Origin of the sequence: Paenibacillus sp. NPDC056579, assembly GCF_042793215.1 — a bacterium.
Lineage (GTDB): Bacteria > Bacillota > Bacilli > Paenibacillales > NBRC-103111 > Paenibacillus_S.
Window position 1 is genome coordinate 30,236 of the sequence record NZ_JBHTVD010000018.1, and the last position, 25,510, is coordinate 55,745.

The window sequence follows — 25,510 nt, forward strand, 5'->3', positions numbered from 1 at the left end:
GGACGCCCGGGGCAACCTGTTACGAGTTTGCAGGAAAATATTGAATCCTTCAGCGGATTTCGTTATGCTAAAGGGGTTCGTACTTTATGGAAAAAAAGCGTGAAAAAATACATATGAAAGAATGATGAACATGACCAATACTGTATTTTTCCTTTTTGGGGCAACCGGAGATTTGGCACGCCGCAAGCTGTTTCCTGCGATTTACAGCTTGTACCGCGAGCGCAAGCTGGGCGATCGCTTCGCTGTAGTGGGATTGGCGCGGCGTCAGAAGACGAATGAACAGTTCCGCGAGGACGTGCTGGATTCCATCAAAGAATTCGCGCGGTATAACGTAACGAAGGACGAGCAGTGGGCATCGTTTGCGGAGCATTTCGAGTATATGCCGCTCGATATTCACAACCCGGAATCGTTCAAGGAGCTGCGCACTGTAGCGGAGCGGCTGGACAACAAGTTCGACGTCGGCGGCAACCGTCTGTTTTACTTGGCTTTGGCGCCGGAGCTGTTCGGCAGCGTCTCGCACAATTTGCAGGCCGGAGGTCTGTTGGAAACGTCGGGCTGGGCTCGCCTTGTCATCGAGAAGCCGTTCGGCTACGACCTGCCGTCGGCTGAGAAGCTGAATGCGGAAATCCGCCAGGTGTTTGAGGAAAAAGACATTTACCGCATCGATCATTATTTAGGCAAGGAAATGGTTCAGAACATTAGCGTCGTCCGGTTCGCGAACGCCTTCTTCGAGCCGCTGTGGAACAATAAATATATTTCCAATATTCAAATTACGCTGTCCGAAACCGTCGGAGTGGAAGAGCGCGGCGGATATTACGATCATTCCGGCGCTCTGCGCGATATGGGGCAAAACCATATGCTGCAAATGCTCGCCATGATGGCTATGGAGCCGCCTAGCCGATTGTCTCCGGAAGATATCCGGGACGAGAAGGTGAAGGTGTTCCGCTCGCTGCGCGGCTTCCAAACGGCAAGCGAAGTGCGTGCCAATACGGTTCGCGGGCAATATGCCGCCGGCAACCTGAAAGGGAAGCAAGTGCCGGGCTACCGCGAGGAAGAATCCGTTAATCCGGAATCGACAACGGAGACGTATTTTGCCGCGCGGGTGTTTGTCGACAATTTCCGCTGGGCCGGAGTGCCGTTCTATATCCGTACAGGCAAGCGGCTGCCGGTAAAAACGACGGAAGTCGTCGTCGAGTTCAAAAACGTGCCGAATAACGTTTATTTGGCGAAAAAGCATAAGCTGGAGCCGAATCTGCTTGTATTCCGCGTCAATCCGATGGAGGGCATTTACTTCAAAATGAACGCGAAGCAGCCCGGATCGGAAGGGACGATCGTGCCGGTGGCCATGGATTTCTGCCAAAGCTGCCAGGTCGGCTTGAATACGCCGGAAGCTTACGAGCGGCTGCTGCATGATGCGGCGCGCGGGGATTCGACGTACTTCACCCGTTGGGACGAAGTGGCTCTCGCTTGGCAATTTGTAGACAAGATCGCAGCCGCATGGGGCGAGCGCACGGATAATCTGCATCTGTACCCTGCCGGAACATGGGGACCGGATCAGGCGCAGCAGCTGTTGTCCGAGGACGGGTTCAAGTGGTGGCCGGTTAACGGGCAGGATGAGGGCGAGGTAGCCTGGGAGTTTATCCAGCGCTAAGCTTAAGGCAAAGCCGCCGTGTAAAGGTTCTTATAACCGATGGGCTTGTACTTGTAACGGGTACGGGCCCATTTCTTTTTTGCCATCGGAAAAATGTGCACGCAGACACATAAATAGCTATAATAAAGAGGCGAGTCTTGCAGGTTGAGTTTATAATAGCTTAAAGAGAGAGATAGTACGTGGCACCATAGATAAGTAGGGGGTTCATAACAACATGACGCGTCGAATTTTCATACGTTGGATGGTCGTTCTGTTCGCGCTTATTGCGGCTGCTTTAACCGGGCTGTTCAAGCTGCTGCAGCGCTCTATCGATTCCCAGCAGACCGGCGGGGGCGGCGGGCTAGGCGATCTGCTGCCGGGCAAGCCGGAGCCTGCACCCAAGCCGTCGTCTACGGACGGGAACGGTCCGGTATTTTCCTTTATGATATTAAGCGATCTTCATATCTCGGTGTACGATCCCAATACGATTAAGCATATGAAGGAAGCGCTGGAGGATATCAAGCAGTTCGAAGCCCCGATCGATACGGTGATTATTACCGGGGATTTGACCGATTTCGGAGGCGAGGACGGCTACAAGGAGCTGCAAAAGCTGCTGTCCGGCTACAAGCTGCCTCCGCTGTATGCGAATATGGGCAACCACGATTACTATGATATTTGGGTTGATAAGAAGGGTGCCTTCAACAAGGATACGGCGCCAAACGGCAAGACGGACTGGCAGGCGCGCGAACGGTTTCAAAAGTTTTTTAAGCAGGATAAAGTATATAGTGCGGCGTCGATTAACGGGTATCCGGTCATTCTGCTGTCGCAGGAAGCCTATGTGCAGGAGAAGCCCGAAGTGGGAGAAGGGGCATGGTACTCCGATGAACAGCTCGCATGGTTCGAGCAGCAGCTGGCTAAGCACAAGGACGGCAAGCCGATATTCGTCATGACGCACCAGCCGCTGCCGGCCATCGGCTCCGACGGAGGCACGCATCAGCTGATCAGAGCGAAGAAATTCCGCGATATGTTGAAGCCGTATCCGAATGTGTTCGTTTTCTGCGGCCACCGGCATCAGGACTTTCAGAACGGTGCGGAGCACTATGTGAAGGAAACGTTTCATTATTTCCACAACTCCTCGGTGGGGCGCGTGCTGAACCGGAATTTTCAAAATGCGGGCCAAGACAAGTCACAAGGCTTGTATGTTCAGGTATATAAGGACAGAGTGCACGTAAGAGGCCGTGAATTCAGCAACCGTACGTGGCTGAAGGAAGCGGACTGGAGCTTGAAGCTAACTTAATGACAAGGAAGGATTTGCAAAGCAGATGAGTATGGATACGAAGCAAAAAATGATAGAAGAAGTTCATAAACGGCGTACGTTCGCCATCATTTCTCACCCGGATGCGGGGAAAACGACGTTAACGGAGAAGCTGCTCCTGTTCGGGGGCGCCATTCGTCTCGCCGGTACAGTCAAAGGACGCAAAGCGAGCAAGCATGCGACCTCCGACTGGATGGAAATCGAGAAGCAAAGAGGGATTTCGGTTACCTCCAGCGTGATGCAGTTCGATTATGAAGGACATCGCGTCAACATTCTCGATACGCCGGGTCACCAGGATTTCTCCGAGGATACGTACCGCACCTTGACCGCGGCGGACAGCGCCGTGATGCTGATCGACTCCGCCAAAGGGGTCGAAGCGCAGACGAAAAAGCTGTTCCAGGTATGCCGCATGCGCGGAATTCCGATCTTTACGTTCATTAACAAGATGGACCGGGAAGGGCAAAATCCGTTCGACCTGCTGGAAGAGCTGGAGCAGGTGCTCGGCATCCGCTCGTACCCGATGAATTGGCCTATCGGCTCGGGCAAGCAGTTCCGCGGCGTCTACGACCGCAAGCTGACGCAGGTGGAGCTGTTCCAGGGCGACGATCATAAGGAGATCCAAGTCCGCAAGGTGAGCGGATACGACGATCCTATCGTGAAGGAAATCGCCGGAGACTATTTCTACGACCAGCTCGTTTCGGATTTGGAGCTGCTTGATGTCGCAGGCGACGAGTTCGACCTGGAAAAAGTCAAAAGCGGTGAGCTGACTCCGGTATTTTTCGGCAGCGCAATCAATAACTTCGGCGTGCAGACGTTCCTTGAGAACTTCCTGCAGCTTGCCCCGACACCGACGCCGCGCGGCAGCAGCGCAGGTGCTATCGATCCGATGAGCGAGAAGTTTACCGGCTACATCTTCAAGATTCAAGCGAACATGAACCCGGCGCACCGCGACCGGATTGCGTTCCTCCGCATTTGCTCGGGCAAATTCGAGCGGGGCATGTCGGTGAAGCACGTGCGCGCCGGCAAAGATATTAAGCTCGCCCAGCCGCAGCAGTTTCTGGCGCAAGACCGCGATATCGTCGAAGAGGCGTATCCGGGCGATATTATCGGTCTGTTTGATCCGGGCATTTTCCGCCTGGGCGATTCGCTCAGCCAAGCGGGGAATATCGAATTTAACGAGCTTCCGACGTTCTCGCCGGAGCTGTTCTCCAAGGTTACGGTGAAAAATGCGCTGAAGCATAAGCAATTTCAGAAGGGTGTCGACCAGCTGACGGAGGAAGGCACGATTCAGGTGTTCCGGACGATCGGGTTCGACGATCTGATCCTGGGCGTTGTCGGCCAGCTCCAGTTCGAAGTGTTCGAATACCGGATGAAAGGGGAGTACGGGGTCGATGTCCAGCTGCAGCGGACGAACTTCCAGTTCGCCCGGTGGATTGTCGATGAAAATATCGATCCGGGCAAGTTCCGTATCAACTCCCAGCTAGTCAAGGATAAGAACGATAACTATGTCGCTTTGTTCGAAAGCGAATATGCCATGCGTTCGGCGATGGAGAAAAATCCGAACGCGAAGTTTCTGGAGAATGCTCCGTAACGGTTACCTTTTCGTCTCTTATATCAAAATGATCACATAAGGAGTGAGATGTCATCGAACACTTGGTGCCTACTCTGCTGATCGCCCTTCTCATTGGGCTGATGATGTACCGGAGGACCAAAAGGACGATCGGAGCACAAAAGCTCGTACGCTCCAGACTTTGGTTCCGTACGATCGTCTTTGGTATTATCGGCTGTATGTTTCTGTATGCAAGCTTCCTTCATCCGGTGAATTTCATCGCTGATTTCGTTGGTCTTGCTTGCGGCCTGGTTCTTGCGTTTTATGCGGTGAAGCATACGGAATTTGAGAAGAGGACCGACGGATGGTATTACCGTACGTCCCTATGGGTCAACATAGCCGTTATGGCCCTGTTCATCGGCCGGATTGCGTATAAGCTGCTCTACCATGGCGCGATGAATGCGCCTGCGCCTGCGCCGGTGAATCCAATGGAAATGTACGGCAGCGATCCGCTGACGATCGGTATTTTCTTCGTGCTGGTTGCCTACTATATCCGCTTTTTCACCTTTTTGCTGTTCAAACACAAGGAACTGAACCGTACCGATTCTTCGGCGTTGTCTTGAATCGCCATGTAAGTGACACGACTTGAAGCGAAGCGATGCTTCGTTCAAGACGCCGTTACCTTTCTCCCCATCTTATCGATGGGGTTTTTTGTGTTTGTACCGGGCGCGGGCTGGCGGCACTTTTCGAGCAAAAACCCTAACCACCCGAGCCTCCGCTGCATACAATATGATGTTTGGATTTCCGGGAATGGTTCGTGAGGAGCAGTTGCGTAAATGGGATTATTGCAACGGTGCGCGCAAGCCCTGGTGCTGCGGCTGGCCGGAATTCATGAGAGAGGCGACAAGAGGTAAAGTTGCGGGAACCTAAATGCGACCTGATCCAAATAGATAATCGCGTCCCGATCTTATAACGATCAAGTGGAGTGCTGCAGCTGCAGCTAAAGGAAAAGAAAGGTGGATCCCATGGTTAAAGTCAAGCACAGCCGTTATGTTGCCAGTAAATGGAAAAAGACGAGCGTTTTGCTGGCAAATCCAAAGCTCCGTACATTCATTCCCGATACGGAGAAAATGACGCGTTCATCCTTGTGGAACATGCTGAACCGGTATCAAATGGTGTATATCAAGCCGGACTTCGGTACCTTCGGCAATGGCGTCATGCGGGTGGAGCTGGTCAAGGAGAACTCCAGAACGGCATACCGATACCAGAGCGGAGTGGAGATCAGACAATTCTCGTCTTATGACGACATGTATGATTCGATTTTGGAAAAAACAAAGAACCGGTTGTACCTTGTACAAATGGGCATTCATCTGACCAAATATAAGAACAAGAACTTCGATATCCGCGTGCACGTACAGCAATCGCCTAGTCATGTATGGGAAACAACGGGGGTAATAGGGCGTGTAGGCGACCCGAAAAAGGTCGTTACCAATGTTCATAACGGCGGGACCATCAAATCCATAGAACAGCTGCTCGGCGCTTATTTGCCCAAGGATAAGCAGCGGATTTTCATTCGCGGACTGGAGAACCTCGGCCTGCTGATCGCCAAGGAGCTGCACGAGAAATTTGTCGGCATTAAGGAGATCGGACTGGATGTGGCGCTGGACAAAAAGCTGAATCCTTGGCTGCTTGAGGTCAATACGAATCCGGACCCTTACATTTTCAGAAAATTAAAGGACAAAACGATGTACAAAAAAGTATACCGTTACGCCAAAGCTTACGGAAGAGTGTAGGCGGAAGGGTTCAAAGCGGAAAAAGAACATAACGCGACTCCGGCTTACATTGGAGGGCGTTATGTTCTTTTATTTCAAGACGCTGCTTCCTCGGCACGTGACGGTTCTTTGGGAAGGGTGATCAGGAAGGTGGAGCCCAGGCCGGGCACGCTCTGCACTTCAATCGTTCCTTGATGCGCCTCTACGAGCTGCTTGACAATGGACAAGCCGAGTCCGGTCTCGCTGTTGCTCTTGGCGCGGGAAGCGTCCGCTTTGTAGAAACGCTCCCATATGAGCTCCATTTCCTCCGGAGTCATTCCGCGACCTGTATCCGTTACTTCGATGATCGTCTTCTCTTCGCTCTCCAATCCGATAATCCGGATGGAGCCGTATTCGGTAAATTGAATGCTGTTCTTAATCAGGTTAATCATTATTTGCGTTAACCGGTCGTAATCGCCGTAGACCATATGCTCCGGCTCGCATTCGATTACAAGCTGCAGACGCTTGGCTTCGATTAGCACATCGAGCGATTCGTTTACTATCTCCAGCAGGTCGCGCAGAGGAGTGCTAGTTTTATTCAGCGTTATCATTCCGTTCTCGATCTTCTCCATGTCGAGCAGCTCGTTAATGAGACGAATGAGCCGGAACGTTTCCTTCTCGATTATGCCGTAATATTTGTGCGTATCCTCGGGCTCGGATACCAGCTCGTTCTTCAAAGCTTCAATAATCCCGCGGATCGAGGTCAGAGGAGTGCGGAGCTCGTGTGTCACATCCATAATGAACTGGCGCCGCCGCGTTTCGTACTGCTCCAGCTTCTGGGAGGTCGCCTCCAGCTGGACAGCCATGGCGTTGAAATCAATCGACAGATCGCCAAGCTCATCGGTACGGTTGACGGGAAGCCGCGTCGAGTAATGTCCGGCGGCGATTTGCCGGGTCGCTGAACGGAGCGGCCGAATGCTTTTGCTCAAATTGCGGGAGATGAGCCAGCTTACGAGCACAGCGAGAAACAGCACGACGGCAATCATGTAGAGCAGCGAGCGGTTGAACGATTTCATCATCTCCTCATAGCCGTCCAGAGGGGAGAACACGAACAAGTACATATCGCCCTTTTGGCTTTTGGGCCGGACCGGCTTGCTAACTACGATAAGAGGGTCGTCCGTATTCGTATTGACCGTGAAGCTTTCGTTGTCCTTGACCGAAAATATTTTGGCGCGCAGGCCGTCGACAAACGGCTTGGAACGAAGGGCTCCCGTCATCTTCGGATCGCGGTATAAGATTTCGCCTTTTTTATCGAAAACAAGGAACGAAATTTGCCTCTCGCTCAACAAATTCCGGTATGCCTGAAGCTGGGGAGCGGGGTCTTCCTCTTCGCGGAGCAGCAGCTTTGCGATCACTTTGGATGCATTGGTTAGCTCGACCGTCCGGTTATTGTCCGCTTGCTGCTTGTTATAGTAGGAGAAGCCCAGGCTCAGCAGTCCCAACGAAAGCAGAGATACGATTAGATGACTTATAAAATGCCGCTGGAACAAGGTGAACCGGTATGGTATTTTCTTCATTCTTACTCCTCCAGCTTGTAGCCTACGCCCCATACGGTTGCGATGAGCATATGGTCCGGTGTGGAGACCTTGTTGCGCAGACGCTTGATATGCACGTCCACCGTACGCTCTTCGCCGATATAATCGTAGCCCCAAATGCTCTCGAGCAGCTGCTCGCGGGTAAACACCTTTCTCGGATAACGAACGAACAGGCAAAAAAGCTCGAATTCCTTCGGCGTCAGGTTCGTAATTTCATGATTATGGATTATGACGGACCGTGATTCGAGGTAAACGGTTATATGCTTATGGCGCAGCTGCGTCGTTCCGGATTCCTCTTCCGTTCGGGATGGAGGGAGCTGTCCGCTCGTCACGCCGATATGATATCGTCTCCATACCGCCTTGATGCGGGCGATGAGCTCCATCGGGCTGAACGGCTTCGTCACGTAATCGTCGGCGCCGAGCTCGAGACCGAGAATCCGGTCCTGCTCCTGATCCCGTGCGGTGAGCAGAATGACCGGCGTCGGGCTGCTTTTCCTTAAGTCCCGGCACAATAGAACGCCGTCCTTGCCCGGCAGCATCCAATCGAGAATGACGAAGTCCCAGCTCTCCTTATCGATAAGCCGTTGCGCCGCAAGGCCATCATGAACAAAGGTCGCATCGTATTGCTCCTTCTGAAAAAAAATGCGCAGCATTTCACAAACGGAAGGATCGTCTTCGGCAACAAGCAGCTTCACAGAAATAACACTCCTCGAATGTGTACTTTGGATAAAATGGATCGGATACTTTCAGCATAGTCACTTCGTTCCGGAATAGCAAGATGTGCAGGATACCCCCATTGGTCGGCAAATTAGGCAATTGACATCTGCATTGTGACATGAGAAAATGAACGCGTGTACATTAAATGGAAATAAAAAGAAGGGGGGAGCCCGTATCGTAACTCGAAAGGAAGTTGCTGAGCTTGCGCAAGTATCCGAGGCGACCGTTTCCCGAGTCTTCAACGGCATTGGACCGATGAAGGAGGAGACGAAGCAGCGGGTGCTGGAAGCAGCCAAGACACTTAACTATCATCCCAACGCGATTGCTCAGAACTTCGCAAGACGCCGCAGTGGAAATCTGGGCGTAGTTCTTCCCTATGTGCCTAAGGTGCATGTATTTTCAACATACTTTTTCTCCGAAATTTTGAGCGGTATCGGCTCGAAGGTGCGGGAGAAAGGCTATGACCTGCTGTTGATGCTTCGGTCTCCCGAAGAGGAAAGCGATTACATTGATATTTTTCGTTCGCAAAAAGTAGACGCCTGCATTATTCTCGGCTCCGGCGATACTCCTGAGGAACGGGCGCGGCTGAAAGGGCTGCAGGATGCCGGGCATCCGTTCTGCCTCGTGAATCAGCATTATCCGGGCGAGAGCTTTAACGAGGTGGATGCGGATCATACCTCGGGTAGCTACAAGGCTGTCAAGCATTTGCTGGAGCAGGGCTTCCGCCGCATCGCCTTCTTGAACGGCTCGCCGCAGTTCTCAAGCAGCCGCGACCGAAGAGAAGGCTACCGGCGCGCGTTGAGCGAAGCGGGGATCGATCCTGATCAGTACCATCACTGGTACTATGAGGGGAACTACAGCCGTACCAGCGGCTATAGGGCCGCCGAGGCCTTGTACGAGCATCGGCACGAGATCGATGCCGTCTTCTCCGCCAATGACCGGATGGCTACCGGTCTAATGCAGGGCTTGAGGGAGCGGGGCTGGGAGGCAGGCCGGGATTACGCGCTCATCGGCTGCGACAATTCCGATGCCGCCCGGGTTACCGACCCGCCGCTCACCAGCGTCGGCGCGCCGTTCTACGAGATGGGCAGCCTTGCCGCCGAGCGGCTGCTCGCGCAATTGAACGGCGATAAGGAAAGCTTCCGGCTGAAGCTGGACACGGAGCTCGTCCTTCGGCAGTCCAGCCGGAAGCGGCCATGATCTGAGCATTATCCTAACCTGTACAAATGGGAGGACTTTTACGATGAAACAGATCCGTATCGGGATGGTCGGCTATAAATTTATGGGCAAAGCCCACAGTCATGCTTACCGTGATTTGCATATGTTTTTTCCGCGCGTGCCGAAGCCGTCGATGAAGCTTATTTGCGGGCGCGACGAAGCGGGAGTGTCACAGGCCGCCGAGCAGTTCGGCTGGGAAGGCTATGTCACCGACTGGCGCGAGCTGCTCCAACGCGACGATATCGATGTCGTCGACATCAACGCGCCGAGCGACGCGCACAAGGAAATCGCGATTGCCGCAGCGCAAGCCGGCAAGCATCTGTTCTGCGAGAAGCCGCTCGCGCTGACGCTCGAAGATTCGCGCGAGATGCTGCGCGCGGCGGAAGAAGCCGGCGTGAAGCATATGGTCGGCTTCAACTACCGGTTTGCTCCGGCTGTGCAGCTGGCCAAGAAGCTGATCGAAGAAGGAAGGCTCGGCCAAATTTATCATTTCCGGGCCTGGTTTTTGCAGGATTGGATCGTCGATCCGGATTTTCCGCTCGTATGGAGGCTTCAGAAGGAAGTAGCCGGTTCCGGCTCGCATGGCGACCTGGGCGCCCATCTGATCGACCTGGCGCATTACCTGGTCGGCGAGATGACCGAAGTGATCGGGATGAGCGAGACGTTCGTGAAGGAGCGGCCGCTGCCTACAACCATGACCGGCTTGAGTGCCAAAGGAAGCAAAGACGCTCCGCGCGGAGCGGTTACCGTGGACGACGCGACCTTGTTCATGAGCCGGTTCGCCTGCGGCGCGCTCGGCAGCTTCGAGGCGACGCGGTTCGCTCCGGGTCATCGCTGCACGAATTCTTTTGAAATCAACGGCAGCAAAGGCAGCGTCAAATTCGACTTCGAACGGATGAACGAGCTGCAGGTGTATTTTACCGGCGATGCGGAGGATGTGCAGGGCTTCCGCAGGGTGCTCGCAACCGATGCGGCGCACGCCTATATGGATGCATGGTGGCCGGCGGGGCATACGATCGGCTACGAGCACACCTTCGTGCATGAAGTAGTGGAGCTGATGCAGGCGCTGGAGGAGGACCGGCAGCCGGTTCCGAACTTCGTCGACGGGGTCAAATGCCAGGAAGTGCTGGAAGCGGTCGACCGTTCGATTGCCGAACGCCGCTGGGTCAAAATCGAGGAAATGTAAAAGGAGCGTGCAGCCGTGAAAAAAGCGTTGATTGTTCAAGGTGGCTGGCAAGGGCATGAACCGAAGGAAGTGGCCGCCTTATTCCGCGGCATTCTTGAGGAAGAGGGCTTTGAAGTGGAAGTGTCCGATACGCTGGAGGCGTTCGCCGACGGGGAGAAGCTGCGGGCACTCGATTTGATAGTTCCGGTCTGGACGATGGGAGAAATAACGAAGGAGCTCGTGAAGAATGTATCCGAAGCGGTGCAAAGCGGCGTCGGATTGGCGGGCTGTCACGGCGGGATGTGCGACTCATTCCGCAACAACGTCGATTGGCAGTTTATGACGGGCGGACAATGGGTCGCCCATCCGGGCAACGACGGAGTCGAGTATGCAGTCAACATCAAGCACAGCTCCAGTCCGCTGGTGGAAGGCATTGAAGATTTCACCGTAAAAAGCGAGCAGTATTACTTACATATCGATCCGGCTGTGGAAGTGCTCGCTACAACGCGCTTTCCGGTCGTAAGCGGGCCGCATTCGCTCAATAAGGCCGTCGATATGCCCGTGGTATGGACGAAGCGGTGGGGCGTCGGAAGAGTGTACTACTGCTCACTAGGGCATCATGCCGATATCGTTGACATGCCGCAGGTGAAGGAGCTGATGCGCCGCGGCTTCCTGTGGACGGCCGAAGGCAAGAAGGCGGACGCCGGCGGCTCGTCCGCGGAGAATAAGTATACGGGAATGGGCGACAGCCAGTAAGAGAGCTTAAACCAGTAGGCTCAGCTTAAGAATAAGCCAAGATCTAATGATGATCAGGGAGGAATCGTTTGTCATGGAGAAGGTAAGAGTAGGGATTATCGGCTGCGGCAAAATAAGCGGCATTTATTTTAAAAATTGCAAGTCGTTCCAAGCTCTCGAGGTTGCAGCCTGCGCGGACTTGAATCTGGCCCGCGCCGAAGCAAGCGCCGAGGAGCATGGCATTCCAAAAGCCTGCTCGGTGCAAGAGCTGCTGGCCGACCCGGATATCGATCTGGTGATCAATCTGACGATTCCTGCCGCACATGCCGAGGTGTGCATCCAGGCGCTGGAAGCCGGGAAGCATGTCTACGTCGAGAAGCCGCTGGCAGTGACACGCGAGGAAGGACAGCGCATTTTAGCCACGGCTCAGAGCAAGGAGCTGCTGGTAGGAAGCGCGCCGGATACGTTCCTCGGAGGCGGCATTCAAACCTGCATCAAGCTGATTCAGGACGGATGGATCGGAACGCCTGTAGCCGCTTCCGCTTTTATGATCGGACGGGGACATGAGCATTGGCATCCGGATCCGGAGTTTTATTATGCACCGGGCGGCGGGCCGATGTTCGATATGGGGCCGTATTATTTGACGGCGCTTGTCGCCATGCTCGGGCCGATTCAGCGGGTAACCGGCTCGGCGAAGGCAAGCTATTCCGAACGGACGATCACAAGCCAGCCGAAATTCGGACAGAAGATCAAGGTCGAGACGCCTACCCATGTGGCGGGAGTCATCGATTTTCACAGCGGCGCCATCGGAACGATCATCACGAGCTTCGATGCTTTCGGCGGGGCTCAAGTGCCACGCATTGAAATTTACGGCAGCGAAGGGACGCTTAGCGTACCGGATCCGAATACGTTCGGAGGACCGGTTCTGGTTCGCAGGCTGGATGCCAAGGAGTTCAGTGAAATTCCTCTTATGTTCGGCTATGCGGACAACAGCAGAGGTTTGGGCGTACTGGACATGGCCTATGCCATCCGCAACAAGCGAATCAACCGGGCGAACGGTGAGCTGGCTTACCACGTGCTGGAAGCGATGCACGGGTTCCATGACGCATCCCGCGAAGGCAAGCACTACGTGATGCACAGCAGCTGCGAAAAACCGAAGCCGATGCCGTCGGGTCTCGTAAAAGGCGTTCTGGACTAATTTGAATATAATAATTTTAAACGGTATTAAAAAGCCGCGAAAGCTTGGAAGATCTTGCGCCTATGTATCGGCGAGTCCCCATGCATCGCGGCTTTTTCTATGACAAATGATCCTTCAATGTGGAAACGAGTTGTGATTGCGTATCCTGGTTGCTGTGCTGCCAGATGATTTCGAACAGAACGCCCAACCCGGGAAGCACCTGCTCCTGTCCTCCGATGGAATCCTCGATTACCCCGAATAGCTCCTCATTGCTTTTGTCTGTCACGCGTTGAATGATGGCCTGTCTCAGGTTTAAGTTCATGGAAGTTGTTTCGCCCTTTCCTCACATGGTCTACCCGATTACTATGCACCAAAAGCACCGGGTTCATGCCTTCGTTTGATTCGGGCATTTTATGGTATAATAATCTCGCACGCAATTCTTCATGAACAAATGATCGCCGATCTCCGGCATCACTACGATTAACACTTGGGAGATGGTTCCATGAAAAGGCAATTCGCCGTTATCGGAATGGGACGCTTTGGTTCAAGCGTAGCGAAGACGTTATCCGACTTCGGTTATGAGGTTTTGGCAATCGACAGCAGCGAGCAGCGCACTCAGGAAATTTCCAATATCGTCACGCATGTCGTCCAAGCGGATTCTACGGACGAGGAAGCGCTGCGTGCCTTGGGGCTGCGGAATTTTGACGTCGTTATCGTCGCCATTGGACAGGATATTCAGTCCAGCATCCTGACGACGATTATTTTAAAGGAAATCGGCGTACCGAAGGTCGTCGTCAAAGCGCAAAATGAGCTTCACGGGAAAGTCGTCAAAAAAATCGGAGCCGACAAAGTCATCTTCCCCGAGCGGGATATGGGGCAGCGCGTGGCGCATCATTTGATTTCATCCAACATTATTGACTATATCGAGTTATCCGACGATTACAGCATTATCGAAGTGCAGGCTGCAAAAGGATTGGCAGGCAAAAATCTGCGGCAGCTGGACATCCGCGCCAAATACGGCTGCAATGTCATGGCCATCAAAACGGGCACTCAGATGAATATCGCTCCCAATGCGGAGGATTTGATCAAGGAGAACGATGTGCTTGTTATCGTCGGGAAAAACGAAGATTTGAAGCATTTTGAAAAAACATTTGCGGAGTAGGCTGTAGTATGAGATTGCTGGATTCAACGATTACGTCCGTTCACAATGCCCGCGTGAAGGCATGGGCTCAATTGCTGGACAAAAAAGGCCGCGACAAGCAAGGCCTGTTTATTATTGAAGGGGTGCACCTCATAGAGGAGGCGCTGGCGTCGGGGCAAGCGATCGAAACGCTTGTCGTGGCGGAGGAGCGGCAGAGCGAGCTGCCTGCCGGCCTGCTGGAGCAGGCAGTCGCGGCAGGCGTGGAGTGCATCGCCGTAACGGAGCAGGTGCTCGCCAAGTGCACCGACACGTTGGCGCCGCAGGCTGCGTTCGCCGTCCTGCCGAAGCTGGCGTGGACGCCGGACGACCTGGCGGGCGACGCAACGGCGCCGAGCCTGGTTGTTGTCATCGACGGCATCCAGGACCCGGGCAATCTCGGGACGATTATCCGCAGCGCGGATGCCGTAGGAGCTACAGGTGTCCTGCTCGGCAAGGGCACCGTCGATTTGTACAACCCCAAGACCGTCCGCTCCACGATGGGGTCGCTGTTTCATCTTCCGATCGCGCTGGGGGATCTGCGCGAGGAGCTCCCGCTGGCGGCGGGTCAAGGCGCCGCGATCGTGACGACCAGCTTGCAGGGCAAGGCAAGCTGCTACGATTACGACTTCCGCGGCCACGTCTGGTTCGTTGTCGGCAACGAAGGGCAGGGGGTCTCGGCGGAAGTGTCCGCTCTGGCTACGGAGCATATCCTGATCCCGATGCAGGGCCGGGCCGAGTCGCTGAATGCGGCGATGGCCGCAACCGTTGTGCTGTTCGAAGCGATGCGGCAGCGGCGGGCTGTTAAGTAATAAATACATATTTGTTTTGTCAGTTATAAGTGAGAAAACCAAATGGCAGCAAAGCCCTTATCATACAAGGATTTGCTGCCATTTGGATTATAATGGTAAGGGTATTTGAACGCGACTGCACGGGCGCCGGATGGAATGAGCTCCGGTCATAGGTAGATCCGAATGAGACGTTTGCCGCGGCGGCAAGGTGCTTCCAAGACGGCATGGCGATTGGTAAGCGAACGACAGCCGTTCCGGGAGCAGGTTCCGGCATCTGCATTGACCCGCATTACGGGCCGTGATACGATCGAAGGAATAGATTGTCCTTCCCGATGATCACAATTCACATAGGACGTGATGTTTATGGACGTAAAATATGCGGTCCCTGCTCTGGACAGGGCACATGCGGTGCTCGGTCTGCTTAGCGAGGAGCCTTATCAATGGAAGCTGTCGGACTTGTCTAGGGAGCTCGGCATCAGCAAAAGCACGCTGTACTCGTTACTGCAGACGATGGAACGGCTGCAGTGGATTAACCGCGACTCGAACGAGACGTATGCGATCGGCAAATCGGTCGGCGATTTCGGAAGCGCCTACTTTCGTCAATTCGATCTGATCGAGGAATTCAGACGGCTCGCCAAGCCGGTGATGCGCAGGCTGCAGGAGTCGATCCAGCTGGCCCGGCTCGACGGAAGCGATGTGCTGTATTTGGCTAAAGTAGAGGCGCCGTCGCCCGTACAGATGGTGTCCGGGCCGGGTGTCCGGGTGCCCGCGCATTCCACCGGACTCGGCAAATCGCTTATGTCGGACATGAGCGCCGAGCAGGTGCGCCTGCTGCTGCCCGAAGAGCAGCTTCCCAAACGTACGGCGCACACGATAGACAATAGAGAGCAATTTATCCGTGAGCTGGAGCAGGTTCACCTTGACGGCTATGCGCTTGATGAGCAGGAAGGGGTTATGGGCTTCTGCTGCGTTTCCGCTCCGATTCGCCGGCGCAACGAAATTGTTGCGGCGGTCAGCTGCTCGCTGCCGCTTTACAACTGGGAAACAGGGAAAGAGGAGGCGCTTCGGGAAATACGCAGCCTCGCTGCGGAGCTATCGTCGCGATGAATAAGTAACATCAGAATGCATGATACACGAATGAACCGGTCGCCCCCGATGGCAGGCCGGTTTTTTTGTTGTTAAAAGTTTCAGAAAGTTTAAGCTTCGTTGATTGTTCGATCTTCTAGATAAAGTGAAAGTATTGACAACGGTAACCGGGTATGGGAAGATAAAAACAAGTGTTATTATGAACATTGTTCAAAATAATGAACAATAAAGTTGGACTTTTTTCAATCTAAACCTACTATGAAGGAGATGCTCTATGGAAACTTATATCCAAGTAGGCAGTCTGCAAGTAGCCAATGCTTTGTATCAATTCATTCAAGCGGAAGCGCTTCCGGGAAGCGGGCTGAATGCCGACCTGTTCTGGCAGCAGTTCGAAGAGCTGCTCGCAGATTTGGCGCCGATCAATAAACGTCTGATCAAGAAGCGAGACGAGCTGCAGGACGCGATTCACGAATGGCACAAACGGAACCGGGAGTCGTTCGATTTTGCCGCATATAAATCGTTTCTCCACGAAATCGCCTATCTGGAACCGGCGCCAACGGATTGCATGGTGACCACGGAACAGGTCGACGATGAGATCGCGCTTCAGGCGGGACCGCAGCTGGTTGTCCCCGTTAACAATGCCAGATATGCGCTCAATGCGGCGAACGCCCGTTGGGGCAGTTTGTACGATGCGCTGTACGGTACGGATGTAATCGGCGAGGAGGACGGCGCCGAACGGACGCAAGGGTACAATCCGGTTCGCGGCCGGCAGGTCATTGCTTATGGCAGAGCGTTCCTCGATCAGGCTGTTCCGCTGGCAGGAGCTTCCCACCAGGACGCTTCTGCTTATGCGATTGTCGACGGGCAATTAGCGGTTGCTTTGAGCGGTGGTCATACCGCCGGTTTGCAGGATGCCTCCAAGCTGGTCGGCTATCGGGGCAGCGAGAGCGAGCCTACGGCTATTTTGCTGACTAACAACGGCCTGCACATCGAAATTCAAATCGACCGTCATCACGCCATTGGCTGCACCGATGCCGCCGGTGTGAAAGATATCGTGCTGGAAGCGGCCGTTACGACGATTATGGATTGCGAGGATTCCGTGGCGGCTGTAGATGCGGAGGATAAAGTCGAAGTATACCGCAACTGGCTTGGCTTGATGAAGGGAACATTGACCGCGACCTTTAAGAAGGGGGACGGCGTTATGACCCGGTCTCTGCAAGCGGACCGCAGCTACACCTCGATTGCCGGACAACCGCTCGAGCTGCGCGGCCGCTCGCTTTTATTCGTACGCAACGTCGGCCATTTGATGACCATTGACGCGATTGTGGATCGAGACGGCCGCGAAATTCCGGAAGGCATCCTCGACGCCGTCGTGACAAGCCTGATCGCCAAGCACGATTTGCTAAGAAACGGCACCCTTGCGAACTCCACGAAAGGCTCCATCTATATCGTGAAGCCGAAGATGCACGGATCGGAGGAAGCGGCATTCGCCAATACGTTGTTCAACCGGGTGGAAGATATGCTCGGGCTGACGCGCAACACGATCAAAATCGGCGTGATGGACGAGGAGCGGCGGACTTCTCTCAATCTGCAGGCATGTATCGCCCAGGTGAAGGAAAGAATCGTCTTTATTAATACAGGCTTTCTGGACCGTACCGGGGATGAAATGCATACCTCACTGGAAGCCGGGCCGATGATTCGGAAAAACGAGATGAAGGCAGCGGCATGGCTCCAAGGGTACGAGCGCTCGAACGTAGCGACCGGCTTGGCGTGCGGCCTGCAGGGCCGGGCTCAAATCGGCAAAGGGATGTGGGCAATGCCGGACTTGATGAAGGAGATGCTGAAGCAGAAGATCGGCCAGCTGGAAGCGGGCTGTACGACCGCATGGGTGCCTTCGCCCACGGCCGCCGTGCTGCATGCGATGCATTACCATCAAGTCGATGTGAGAGAAGTGCAGAACAGGCTGAAGCTTACGAAGGCGGACTATACCGATCAAATATTGGACATTCCGGTAAGTGCGGACCGGGCATGGACGTCGGAGCATATTCAGCAGGAGCTCGATAACAACGCACAGGGCATACTCGGCTATGTCGTCCGCTGGGTAGAGCAAGGAATCGGCTGCTCCAAAGTGCCGGACATCAACAACGTCGGACTAATGGAGGACCGCGCTACGCTGCGGATTTCGAGCCAACATATGGCGAACTGGCTTCTCCATGGCATCTGTACGGAGCAGCAGGTCGTTGCTACGATGAAGCGGATGGCTCAAGTGGTCGATGAGCAAAATGCAGGCGACGCCGCCTACCGCCGGATGTCGGACGATTATGAGGCTTCCGCAGCGTTCCAGGCTGCACTTGCGCTGGTGCTTCAAGGCTACGAGCAACCGAACGGCTATACGGAGCCGATTTTGCACAAGTATCGCAGGGAGTTCAAGGCAAAGCAAGCATCGCTGCGGGTGTAGCTCGAACGGCCGTCTATACGCCAATGCATGTGGCTTTCAGCCGAGGCGGTCAGCTGCCTCACCTACACGGTCAGCCGAGATGATCCGACTGGCCTTTTCATCCTTGTGCAGAGGTCCCGCGCAGACGAGCGGGCTGCGCTTGTGAGCTCGCATCATATAAGAACGAGGAAGAGCCTGCCGCCCGGCAGGCTCTTCTGCGTATGAAAGGCGCTTTAATCGGCTAAGACATGGCAACGGCGGATTTATCGGGGCGAAACTCTTTCGGAATCCGGGTCGCTATTCCCGTATCGATGGCGGCTTGCACGACGGCATCGCGTACGCTTCGCACCACCTGGTCGTTAAAGATGCTCGGAATGATGTATGACTCGTTCAGCTCGTCCTCACTCACGATCAAGGCGATCGCCCGAGCGGCTGCCAGCTTCATCTCCTCGTTGATGCGGGAAGCCCGGCAGTCGAGTGCGCCGCGGAAAATGCCGGGGAAGCAGAGCACATTGTTGATTTGATTCGGGTAGTCGCTTCTGCCGGTGGCGAGCACTCGGATATAAGGCTCTGCGAGCTCGGGATCGATCTCGGGCTCTGGATTCGCCATGGCGAATACGATCGGGTCGCGCGCCATGCTTTGTACATCCGTGACCTTCAATACATTCGGGCCGGATACGCCGATGAACACATCGGCTCCTTGAATCACATCGCTTAACGACCCTTGCGCCTTTTCGGGATTCGTCACTTTGGCGATTCGATCCAGAGTGGGATGATCGTAGCTGACACCGGGAACGAGCGCGCCGGGGCGGTCGACGGCAATCAGCCGTTTGACCCCGGCGGCGAGCAGCATTTCGATGCAGGCCGCGCCGGCAGCGCCGACTCCGCAGACGACGACGCGGATGTCGGTAATTGCTTTGCCGACAAGCTTCAGCGCATTGAGCAGGCCGGCTAATATGACGACAGCCGTGCCGTGTTGATCGTCATGAAATACCGGGATGGATAGTTCCTCCTGAAGACGGCGTTCAATCTCAAAGCAGCGCGGGGAGCTGATGTCCTCCAGATTGATTCCACCGAAGGTCGGCGCGATCGCCTTGACGATTCGGACGATTTCGTCGGTATCCTTGGACTGCAAGCATATCGGAAACGCGTCGATATCGGCGAACTGCTTGAACAGCATCGCCTTGCCCTCCATGACGGGCAAAGCGGCTTCGGGACCGATGTCGCCCAAGCCGAGCACAGCCGTGCCGTCGGTCACGACGGCTACGGTATTGCGCTTGATCGTCAGCGAGAACGCTTTGCTCGGATCTTCATGAATAGCCCTGCTTATTCTGGCTACTCCCGGCGTATAAACTCTGGATAAGTCGTCGCGGTTTTTGATCGGCGTCTTCGGCGTCATCTGGATTTTGCCACCCAGATGCGCAAGGAAGGTGCTGTCCGACATGTGAACGATTTTTACCCCAGGCAGCGCTTCGATGGATTCCATTAACCGGTCGTGAATGTCTATGTTCATCTGTACGGTAATATCCCGTACGGTGACATCTTTGCCTGCCCGAATGACATCGACTGCGATAATGTCTCCGCCGGAGGCATTAATCGCAGTCGCCAGCTCCCCGAACGACAGCTTCGCTTTCTCAATTTCCATGCGAAAAATAACGCTTGTATGGATAGCCATCAGAATCACTCCGTTTCCGAAATTTGCGATGCTTGAACCGGATTGCTTAACCGTCCGATGCCTTCAATGATGCAATCGACACGGTCGCCTTGCTGGATGTTGACGGCTCCAGGCGGCGTCCCGGTTAACAGAACATCGCCCGGGGACAATGTCATGAAGCGGCTTATATAGGCGATCAGCTGATCGATCGGCGTAATCATCCGTTCGATCGCGCAGTTTTGCTTGAGAACGCCGTTGACCTCCGATTGAATCCGGGCGTTTCGGTAATCGAATTCGGTTTCGATAACCGGTCCGAGCGGGCAGAACGTATCGAAGGATTTGCCGATCGTCCAATGTCCGTCCGAATGATAGTAGCTTGAAGCACTTACATCGTTGGATACGGTAAAACCGAAAATGACGCTGGCGGCGTCTTCCGCCGAAATGTTCCGGACTGTTCGCCCGATGACGACGGCGAGCTCAGACTCATACTTGACCGAGCCCGGAACAGGGGGCAGCACAATCGGTTCTCCAGGCCCGATCACGCTCGTTTGCGGTTTGAAGAAGAGCACCGGCAGCTCGGGGACAGGCGGCTTCTCCGCATGGTCGGCAGCGAAATTTTTCCCTACGCCGATAATATGCCTCGGCAGCAGAGGCGCCAGCAGGCGGGCATCCTGGAGAGCATATTGCCGGCCGGTGTAATCGAAGCGACCGAACAAGTCTCCCGTGAATTCGCGAATGACGGCATGTTCGACCGTACCGCTGCGCACCGCAGTGTCACCGGGAATCGTGAAGCGAATGAATTTCATAACAATCACCTCTTTGTTCATAATGACGAACGATGTTTATTATATAGTACAAATTATAGTGTCCTACACATTCGGTTTGGTGTCAATGGGTTTCAGCGAGATGTTTATTCAATGCCGATGATCGTTAGCGGCGGACGTTATTTGCTGCGGTATCTCTAAGGAGTATGACATGCAGCGCTCAGGATTATCGGGGCGGGAGAGGCGCGTTTTTTCGCTTCTGAAGCCAGGCTGCGCACGCTTGTCGAACTATCTCTATTAGGATTGTAGCCTTTTACCCCGATGTGAGAAATAATGAAGCCATCCCGAAGAGGAAATGCAAACAAGAAACGGGGAAATGAGGTGCCTCTTGATATGAAAAAAAAATACGCCATATGCGGGGTCAGCAACCGGAGCATGAAGATGTTCATCGGCCCGATGTTGAAAACGTTCTCCAATCAGACGGAGATTGTCGGCCTGCTCGACATCGATCCGAGACGGTTCGAGGTATGCAAGGAGAAATTCCCGCAGCTGAACGACGTTAAGGAGTACGGTCCCGATCAGTTTGACCTGTTGGTGAAGCAGACGCAGCCTGATGTCATCATTGTAACGGGGCGCGACGATACGCATGTGACTTACATTTTGCAAGCGTTGGAGCATGGGCTGGACGTTATCACGGAGAAGCCGATGGCGACGACCGGCGCGGACTGCCGCCGAATTCTCGACGCCGAACAGCGGAGCAAAGGCAAGGTCACGGTCGCGTTCAACTACCGGTATGCCCCGATTCACAGCCGGATCAAAGAGCTGGTGCTGGAGGGAAAAGTCGGCCGGGTCACATCCGTTGACTTGAACTGGTACATCGATACGTACCACGGGGCCAGCTATTTCAAACGGTGGAACCGCAATCGCGAGCATTCCGGAGGGCTTTCCATTCATAAGAGCTCACATCACTTCGACCTGGTGAATTGGTGGATCGGCCAGCAGCCGGTGCAAGTATTCGCCTTCGGGGCGCTAAATTATTATGGTCCGGAAGGACCGCTGAACCCTAAGAAGGAAGACGGCCGTCACTGCGAGACGTGTACGGTCAAGCCGGATTGCAGCTACTTTATGCGCTGGTCGACGCGAAGCAGGGAAGTGACGGTGAAGGACGATCATCTCGGTGCCGTCAGCTCCGGGCTCGCTGTTGCCCCTTACAGCGAATACCGCCCGGATGCGTGTATTTACGATTCCGCCATTAATATTGAAGATACGTATTCCGTCAACGTGAAATACGACGGCGGGGCGCTTTTGTCGTACTCGGTCAACTTCTCGCTTCCTTATGAAGGCTACCGGCTTGCGATTAACGGGACCAAAGGTCGCATCGAAACGACGGAGTTCCACTCGGCCAGCCGTGTACCTTTCCCGGTTCCGGTTCAGACGATCGACTACTTCCCGCTGTTCGGCTCGAAAGAAACGATCCATGTCGTTCACCGCGAAGGAGGACACGGCGGAGGCGACCCGGTGCTGCTGGAAGACATTTTTTTGGGGCCAGATCCTGGCAGGGCGTACCCGATCTTATCCGGCTCGCAGGACGGCGCCTATTCCATCGGCACCGGTGAAGCTGTATGGCGGTCGGTGAAGGAAAACCGCCCGATTCGTATCGATGAGGTGCTAAGGGCGGATACGGCAGCAACAACAGCCACATGAAGGGAGGGATGACGATTGAGAACGCAAACGGCTCCAGCCGTGAAAGTCAGCTTCGGCAGTAAGCTCGGCATGCTGACGAAACGAATATGGAAGAGCCCGCATTTATACGTCATGGTCGCTCCGGGGCTGCTCTATTTCCTGTTGTTCAAATATTTGCCGATGTGGGGCGTGCTGATCGCCTTCAAGGATTACTTACCGTACCGCGGCTTCTGGAGCAGTCCTTGGGTAGGATTCAAACATTTCGACCGTTTTTTCCATGATCCCGTATTTTGGCTGCTGCTCAAAAATACGTTCATACTCGCCGTCTATAACATCGTGTTCTTCTTCCCGGTTCCGATCATTATTGCGCTGATGCTCAATGAGCTTCGAGTGGAATGGTTTAAACGGTCGATTCAGACAGCCGTCTATATTCCGCACTTTGTTTCGTGGGTCGTTGTAGTCGGGATGGTGTATACGTTTTTCTCTTCCGAAGGCGGCATCTTTACGAGCATGCTTGCGCAGGCAGGGATGCCGGTGCCGAACTTCCTGATGTCGAACGATTGGTTCCGGCCGATGATCGTATTGGAAGTGATCTGGAAGGAGTCCGGCTGGGGGACCATTATTTTCCTTGCGGCACTGGCGGGCGTAGACCCAACCTTATACGAAGCGGCCAAAATGGACGGCGCCAGCAGGTTCCGCCAGCTTTGGCACATTACGCTTCCCGCCATTCGCAGTACGATCGTCATTCTGTTCATTTTGCGTCTCGGCAACTTCCTGGATACGGGTTTCGAGCAAATCTTCCTGATGTTGAACTCGACGAACCGTCAGGTGGGAGAGGTGTTCGATACGTACGTATATGTGAATGGGGTGCAGCAGGGGCAGTTCAGCTTCAGTACGGCGGTCGGTCTGTTCAAGTCGCTGGTCGGACTTTGTCTGGTGTATGCAGCCAACAAGGTTGCGAAGAAGCTTGGGGAAGAAGGCGTCTATTAACAAGTAAAGGAGGCGATAGCGATGGTACGACCGTCTCTAGGCTCGCGTTTGTTCGATACGATTAATATTATGCTGCTTCTCGCGTTCGCTATATTTACAATCGTGCCGTTTCTGTTCGTACTGTCCGGGTCTTTCACGGCCTCGGAAGAGCTGCTTCAGCGCGGAGTCGTCCTGTTTCCGACGAAGTTTTCGCTGGACGGCTACCGGTATATTTTTTCCACCAATACGATTCTGTGGAGCTTGGGCGTGACCGTGTTCATTACGTTGATTGGCACGCTGATCAATCTGATTTTCACGACATTGATGGCTTATCCGCTCGCCAGAAAAGAGTTTGTCGGACGCCGCCCGATCATGATGCTCGTCCTGTTTACAATGCTGTTCAGCGGGGGCATGATTCCGACGTTTCTCGTCGTCAAGTCGCTTGGCTTGCTTAACAGCTACAGCTCGCTGCTTATTCCCGGAGCGATCAGCGCATTTAACTTAATTATATTGCGCAACTTCTTCCAGCAGCTGCCGGACGGACTAGAGGAATCGGCCAAAATCGACGGCTGCAACGATTACCAAATTTTAATCCGAATCGTGCTTCCTTTATCTTTGCCCGCTATGGCGACATTCTCTCTATTTTATGCGGTTGGCCATTGGAACACGTTCTTTAACGCGGTTCTGTATATTAACGACAGCACGAAGTGGCCGATTCAAGTGTGGCTGCGGCAAATCGTCATTTTGTCGCAGGGAGGGGTCGGCGACTCCCAGCAGATGGGCAGCGATTTTGTCGCTCCGCCGGGAGAAGTGATCAAGATGGCCGTTATCGTCGTATCGACGGTGCCGATCCTGCTCGTGTATCCGTTCCTGCAAAAGCATTTCGCCAAAGGCGTGCTCCTCGGTTCGGTGAAAGGATAAAGAGGCTTTGTCCTCCGCTTTCCTCTTATGCCGGGCTTGCCAATACCAATTCATTCCCGGGAGGCTCTTATGAAAATTACAAACATTACGTGCTACAAAAAAGAAATGGGCTTGTTCTATGTGAAGGTGGATACCGACGAAGGCGTATACGGCTTCGGAGAATCCAGTCCGATGCGTCCGGACGTGCTGTTGCAAATTATGAACACCGTGATCAAGCCGCAGGTGATCGGTATGGACCCGTTCCAGCTGGAGCGGATTGAAGAAGCGGTTCTGCGCAGAAACTATAAAATATCGGGGCAGCTGCTTGCCTCCGCGTTCAGCGGTCTCGAAATCGCGCTGTGGGACTTGAAGGGACGCTATTTAAACCAGCCGGTTTACAATTTGCTGGGCGGGTTGTACCGCGAAAGCATTCCGCTGTATGCTTCAAGTATGAGCCGCGATTTAACGCATGAGGAAGAGGCTGACAAAATTCGCGATGCTATCGAACGGCTCAAAGTGAAAGCGGTAAAAATCAAAGTCGGACCGCGCTACGGTACAGGCTTGCCGGTCGATTTGAAGGACGACGAGATGAAGGTTAGAGCGGCCCGCGAGGCGATCGGCCCCGACGTGAAGCTGATGATTGACGGCAACAGCTCGTATACGTACATTCAAGCGGTGCAGCTGTTCGAGCGGATCAAGCAGTACGACATTCATCATTTCGAGGAGCCTTGCCCGTATTATGACATCGATACGTATATTAAGCTGGCTGGCACGCTTCCGGTGCCGATCCACGTCGGCGAGCAGGATTGGAACCTGTATACGTTCCGGGATTTTATAAGCAAGGGCGCTTGTCATCTGTACGCGGCCGATCCGGTCAAGTGCGGCGGCTTGTCCAGCGCGAAGCGGGCGGCGGCGTTGTGCAGGGCGTTCGGCATTCATTACGTCCCGCATAACACAACGAAGGGCGTCGGCTTCGCGGCTGCGATTCATCTGGCGGCAAGCTCGCCGGAGTGCAGCAGCTATTATGAATATAACATTGAGAAAAACAGTACACGCGAACGCTATTTGAAGCAGCCGTTCGAGGTAAGGGACGGTTATGTGCACGTTTCGCATAAGCCGGGGCTTGGCATTGAGCTTGACGAGGAGCTCATGGAAGCGACGCTGGATATTGTCCGTTAGAGGCTGATTCGCAGTTCA

General features: G+C 54.2%; 23 protein-coding genes. 18 read left to right on the forward strand and 5 right to left on the reverse strand.

The features are described 5' to 3' along the window. Positions 1-130 precede the first annotated feature (130 nt). The 5 genes from zwf (at position 131) to ACFQ88_RS37255 (ending at position 6,287) form a co-directional block, all read left to right on the forward strand. On the forward strand, positions 131-1,651 hold the full coding sequence (zwf, locus tag ACFQ88_RS37235) for a glucose-6-phosphate dehydrogenase (protein WP_239629380.1): 1,521 nt from the start codon (positions 131-133) through the stop codon (positions 1,649-1,651). Positions 1,652-1,865: 214 nt separating this feature from the next. Beyond that, positions 1,866-2,927: a metallophosphoesterase family protein gene (locus tag ACFQ88_RS37240; RefSeq protein ID WP_379462720.1), complete on the forward strand. Its 1,062-nt coding sequence runs from the start codon at positions 1,866-1,868 to the stop codon at positions 2,925-2,927. A 31-nt stretch (positions 2,928-2,958) separates the two neighbouring features. Continuing rightward, positions 2,959-4,536, forward strand: coding sequence for a peptide chain release factor 3 (locus ACFQ88_RS37245; protein WP_379462851.1), 1,578 nt, complete (start codon positions 2,959-2,961; stop codon positions 4,534-4,536). A gap of 65 nt (positions 4,537-4,601) precedes the next feature. Next, positions 4,602-5,117, forward strand: a complete 516-nt coding sequence (locus tag ACFQ88_RS37250; RefSeq protein ID WP_379462853.1) for a CcdC protein domain-containing protein — start codon at positions 4,602-4,604, stop codon at positions 5,115-5,117. Positions 5,118-5,519: 402 nt separating this feature from the next. Beyond that, positions 5,520-6,287: a YheC/YheD family protein gene (locus ACFQ88_RS37255; protein ID WP_239629373.1), complete on the forward strand. Its 768-nt coding sequence runs from the start codon at positions 5,520-5,522 to the stop codon at positions 6,285-6,287. A 74-nt stretch (positions 6,288-6,361) separates the two neighbouring features. Here ACFQ88_RS37255 and ACFQ88_RS37260 read toward each other — a convergent pair whose 3' ends face one another. Next, positions 6,362-7,822 (reverse strand): ATP-binding protein, encoded by a 1,461-nt coding sequence (locus ACFQ88_RS37260; RefSeq protein ID WP_379462723.1) that lies wholly within the window; start codon positions 7,820-7,822, stop codon positions 6,362-6,364. Between the two features lie 2 nt (positions 7,823-7,824). Next, complete coding sequence (locus tag ACFQ88_RS37265; RefSeq protein WP_379462730.1) at positions 7,825-8,535, reverse strand: response regulator; 711 nt, start codon at positions 8,533-8,535, stop codon at positions 7,825-7,827. A 148-nt stretch (positions 8,536-8,683) separates the two neighbouring features. Here ACFQ88_RS37265 and ACFQ88_RS37270 point away from each other — a divergent pair, with 148 nt between their 5' ends. The 4 genes from ACFQ88_RS37270 to ACFQ88_RS37285 all read left to right on the forward strand — a co-directional run bounded on the left by ACFQ88_RS37270 (position 8,684) and on the right by ACFQ88_RS37285 (position 12,873). Beyond that, entirely contained in the window at positions 8,684-9,757 is a 1,074-nt protein-coding gene (locus ACFQ88_RS37270) for a LacI family DNA-binding transcriptional regulator (RefSeq protein ID WP_379462732.1), read from the forward strand. Positions 9,758-9,800: 43 nt separating this feature from the next. Further along, the gene (locus ACFQ88_RS37275; RefSeq protein ID WP_239629364.1) at positions 9,801-10,961 is read left to right on the forward strand and encodes a Gfo/Idh/MocA family protein; all 1,161 of its coding nucleotides are present in this window, start codon (positions 9,801-9,803) and stop codon (positions 10,959-10,961) included. Between the two features lie 15 nt (positions 10,962-10,976). Further along, positions 10,977-11,696, forward strand: a complete 720-nt coding sequence (locus ACFQ88_RS37280) for a ThuA domain-containing protein (RefSeq protein ID WP_379462735.1) — start codon at positions 10,977-10,979, stop codon at positions 11,694-11,696. A 73-nt stretch (positions 11,697-11,769) separates the two neighbouring features. Beyond that, entirely contained in the window at positions 11,770-12,873 is a 1,104-nt protein-coding gene (locus ACFQ88_RS37285; RefSeq protein WP_379462738.1) for a Gfo/Idh/MocA family protein, read from the forward strand. A gap of 97 nt (positions 12,874-12,970) precedes the next feature. Here ACFQ88_RS37285 and sspI read toward each other — a convergent pair whose 3' ends face one another. Further along, positions 12,971-13,174 carry a small acid-soluble spore protein SspI gene (gene sspI / locus ACFQ88_RS37290; RefSeq protein WP_239629357.1) on the reverse strand — a complete coding sequence of 68 codons (204 nt, stop codon included), beginning with the start codon at positions 13,172-13,174 and terminating at the stop codon, positions 12,971-12,973. 180 nt (positions 13,175-13,354) lie between these two features. On the opposite strand from sspI, the gene ACFQ88_RS37295 reads away from it, so the two are divergent. The 5 genes from ACFQ88_RS37295 (at position 13,355) to ACFQ88_RS37315 (ending at position 18,364) form a co-directional block, all read left to right on the forward strand. After that, positions 13,355-14,014: a potassium channel family protein gene (locus ACFQ88_RS37295; RefSeq protein WP_239629354.1), complete on the forward strand. Its 660-nt coding sequence runs from the start codon at positions 13,355-13,357 to the stop codon at positions 14,012-14,014. Between the two features lie 8 nt (positions 14,015-14,022). After that, positions 14,023-14,841, forward strand: a complete 819-nt coding sequence (locus ACFQ88_RS37300) for a TrmH family RNA methyltransferase (protein WP_379462741.1) — start codon at positions 14,023-14,025, stop codon at positions 14,839-14,841. A gap of 162 nt (positions 14,842-15,003) precedes the next feature. Continuing rightward, positions 15,004-15,156, forward strand: a complete 153-nt coding sequence (locus tag ACFQ88_RS37305) for a hypothetical protein (RefSeq protein ID WP_379462743.1) — start codon at positions 15,004-15,006, stop codon at positions 15,154-15,156. 27 nt (positions 15,157-15,183) lie between these two features. After that, positions 15,184-15,927, forward strand: coding sequence for an IclR family transcriptional regulator (locus ACFQ88_RS37310; RefSeq protein ID WP_379462745.1), 744 nt, complete (start codon positions 15,184-15,186; stop codon positions 15,925-15,927). Between the two features lie 253 nt (positions 15,928-16,180). Continuing rightward, positions 16,181-18,364, forward strand: a complete 2,184-nt coding sequence (locus tag ACFQ88_RS37315; protein ID WP_379462747.1) for a malate synthase G — start codon at positions 16,181-16,183, stop codon at positions 18,362-18,364. Positions 18,365-18,584: 220 nt separating this feature from the next. Here ACFQ88_RS37315 and ACFQ88_RS37320 read toward each other — a convergent pair whose 3' ends face one another. After that, the gene (locus tag ACFQ88_RS37320; protein ID WP_275590434.1) at positions 18,585-20,018 is read right to left on the reverse strand and encodes an NAD-dependent malic enzyme; all 1,434 of its coding nucleotides are present in this window, start codon (positions 20,016-20,018) and stop codon (positions 18,585-18,587) included. Positions 20,019-20,023: 5 nt separating this feature from the next. Then, the gene (locus tag ACFQ88_RS37325; protein ID WP_379462749.1) at positions 20,024-20,803 is read right to left on the reverse strand and encodes a fumarylacetoacetate hydrolase family protein; all 780 of its coding nucleotides are present in this window, start codon (positions 20,801-20,803) and stop codon (positions 20,024-20,026) included. Between the two features lie 351 nt (positions 20,804-21,154). On the opposite strand from ACFQ88_RS37325, the gene ACFQ88_RS37330 reads away from it, so the two are divergent. The 4 genes from ACFQ88_RS37330 to ACFQ88_RS37345 all read left to right on the forward strand — a co-directional run bounded on the left by ACFQ88_RS37330 (position 21,155) and on the right by ACFQ88_RS37345 (position 25,492). Further along, positions 21,155-22,465 carry a Gfo/Idh/MocA family protein gene (locus tag ACFQ88_RS37330; protein ID WP_379462751.1) on the forward strand — a complete coding sequence of 437 codons (1,311 nt, stop codon included), beginning with the start codon at positions 21,155-21,157 and terminating at the stop codon, positions 22,463-22,465. Between the two features lie 69 nt (positions 22,466-22,534). Next, the gene (locus tag ACFQ88_RS37335; RefSeq protein WP_379462855.1) at positions 22,535-23,434 is read left to right on the forward strand and encodes an ABC transporter permease; all 900 of its coding nucleotides are present in this window, start codon (positions 22,535-22,537) and stop codon (positions 23,432-23,434) included. A gap of 21 nt (positions 23,435-23,455) precedes the next feature. After that, entirely contained in the window at positions 23,456-24,334 is an 879-nt protein-coding gene (locus ACFQ88_RS37340; RefSeq protein ID WP_379462753.1) for a carbohydrate ABC transporter permease, read from the forward strand. A gap of 69 nt (positions 24,335-24,403) precedes the next feature. Beyond that, on the forward strand, positions 24,404-25,492 hold the full coding sequence (locus ACFQ88_RS37345; protein ID WP_239629336.1) for a mandelate racemase/muconate lactonizing enzyme family protein: 1,089 nt from the start codon (positions 24,404-24,406) through the stop codon (positions 25,490-25,492). The last annotated feature ends 18 nt before the right edge of the window (positions 25,493-25,510 follow it).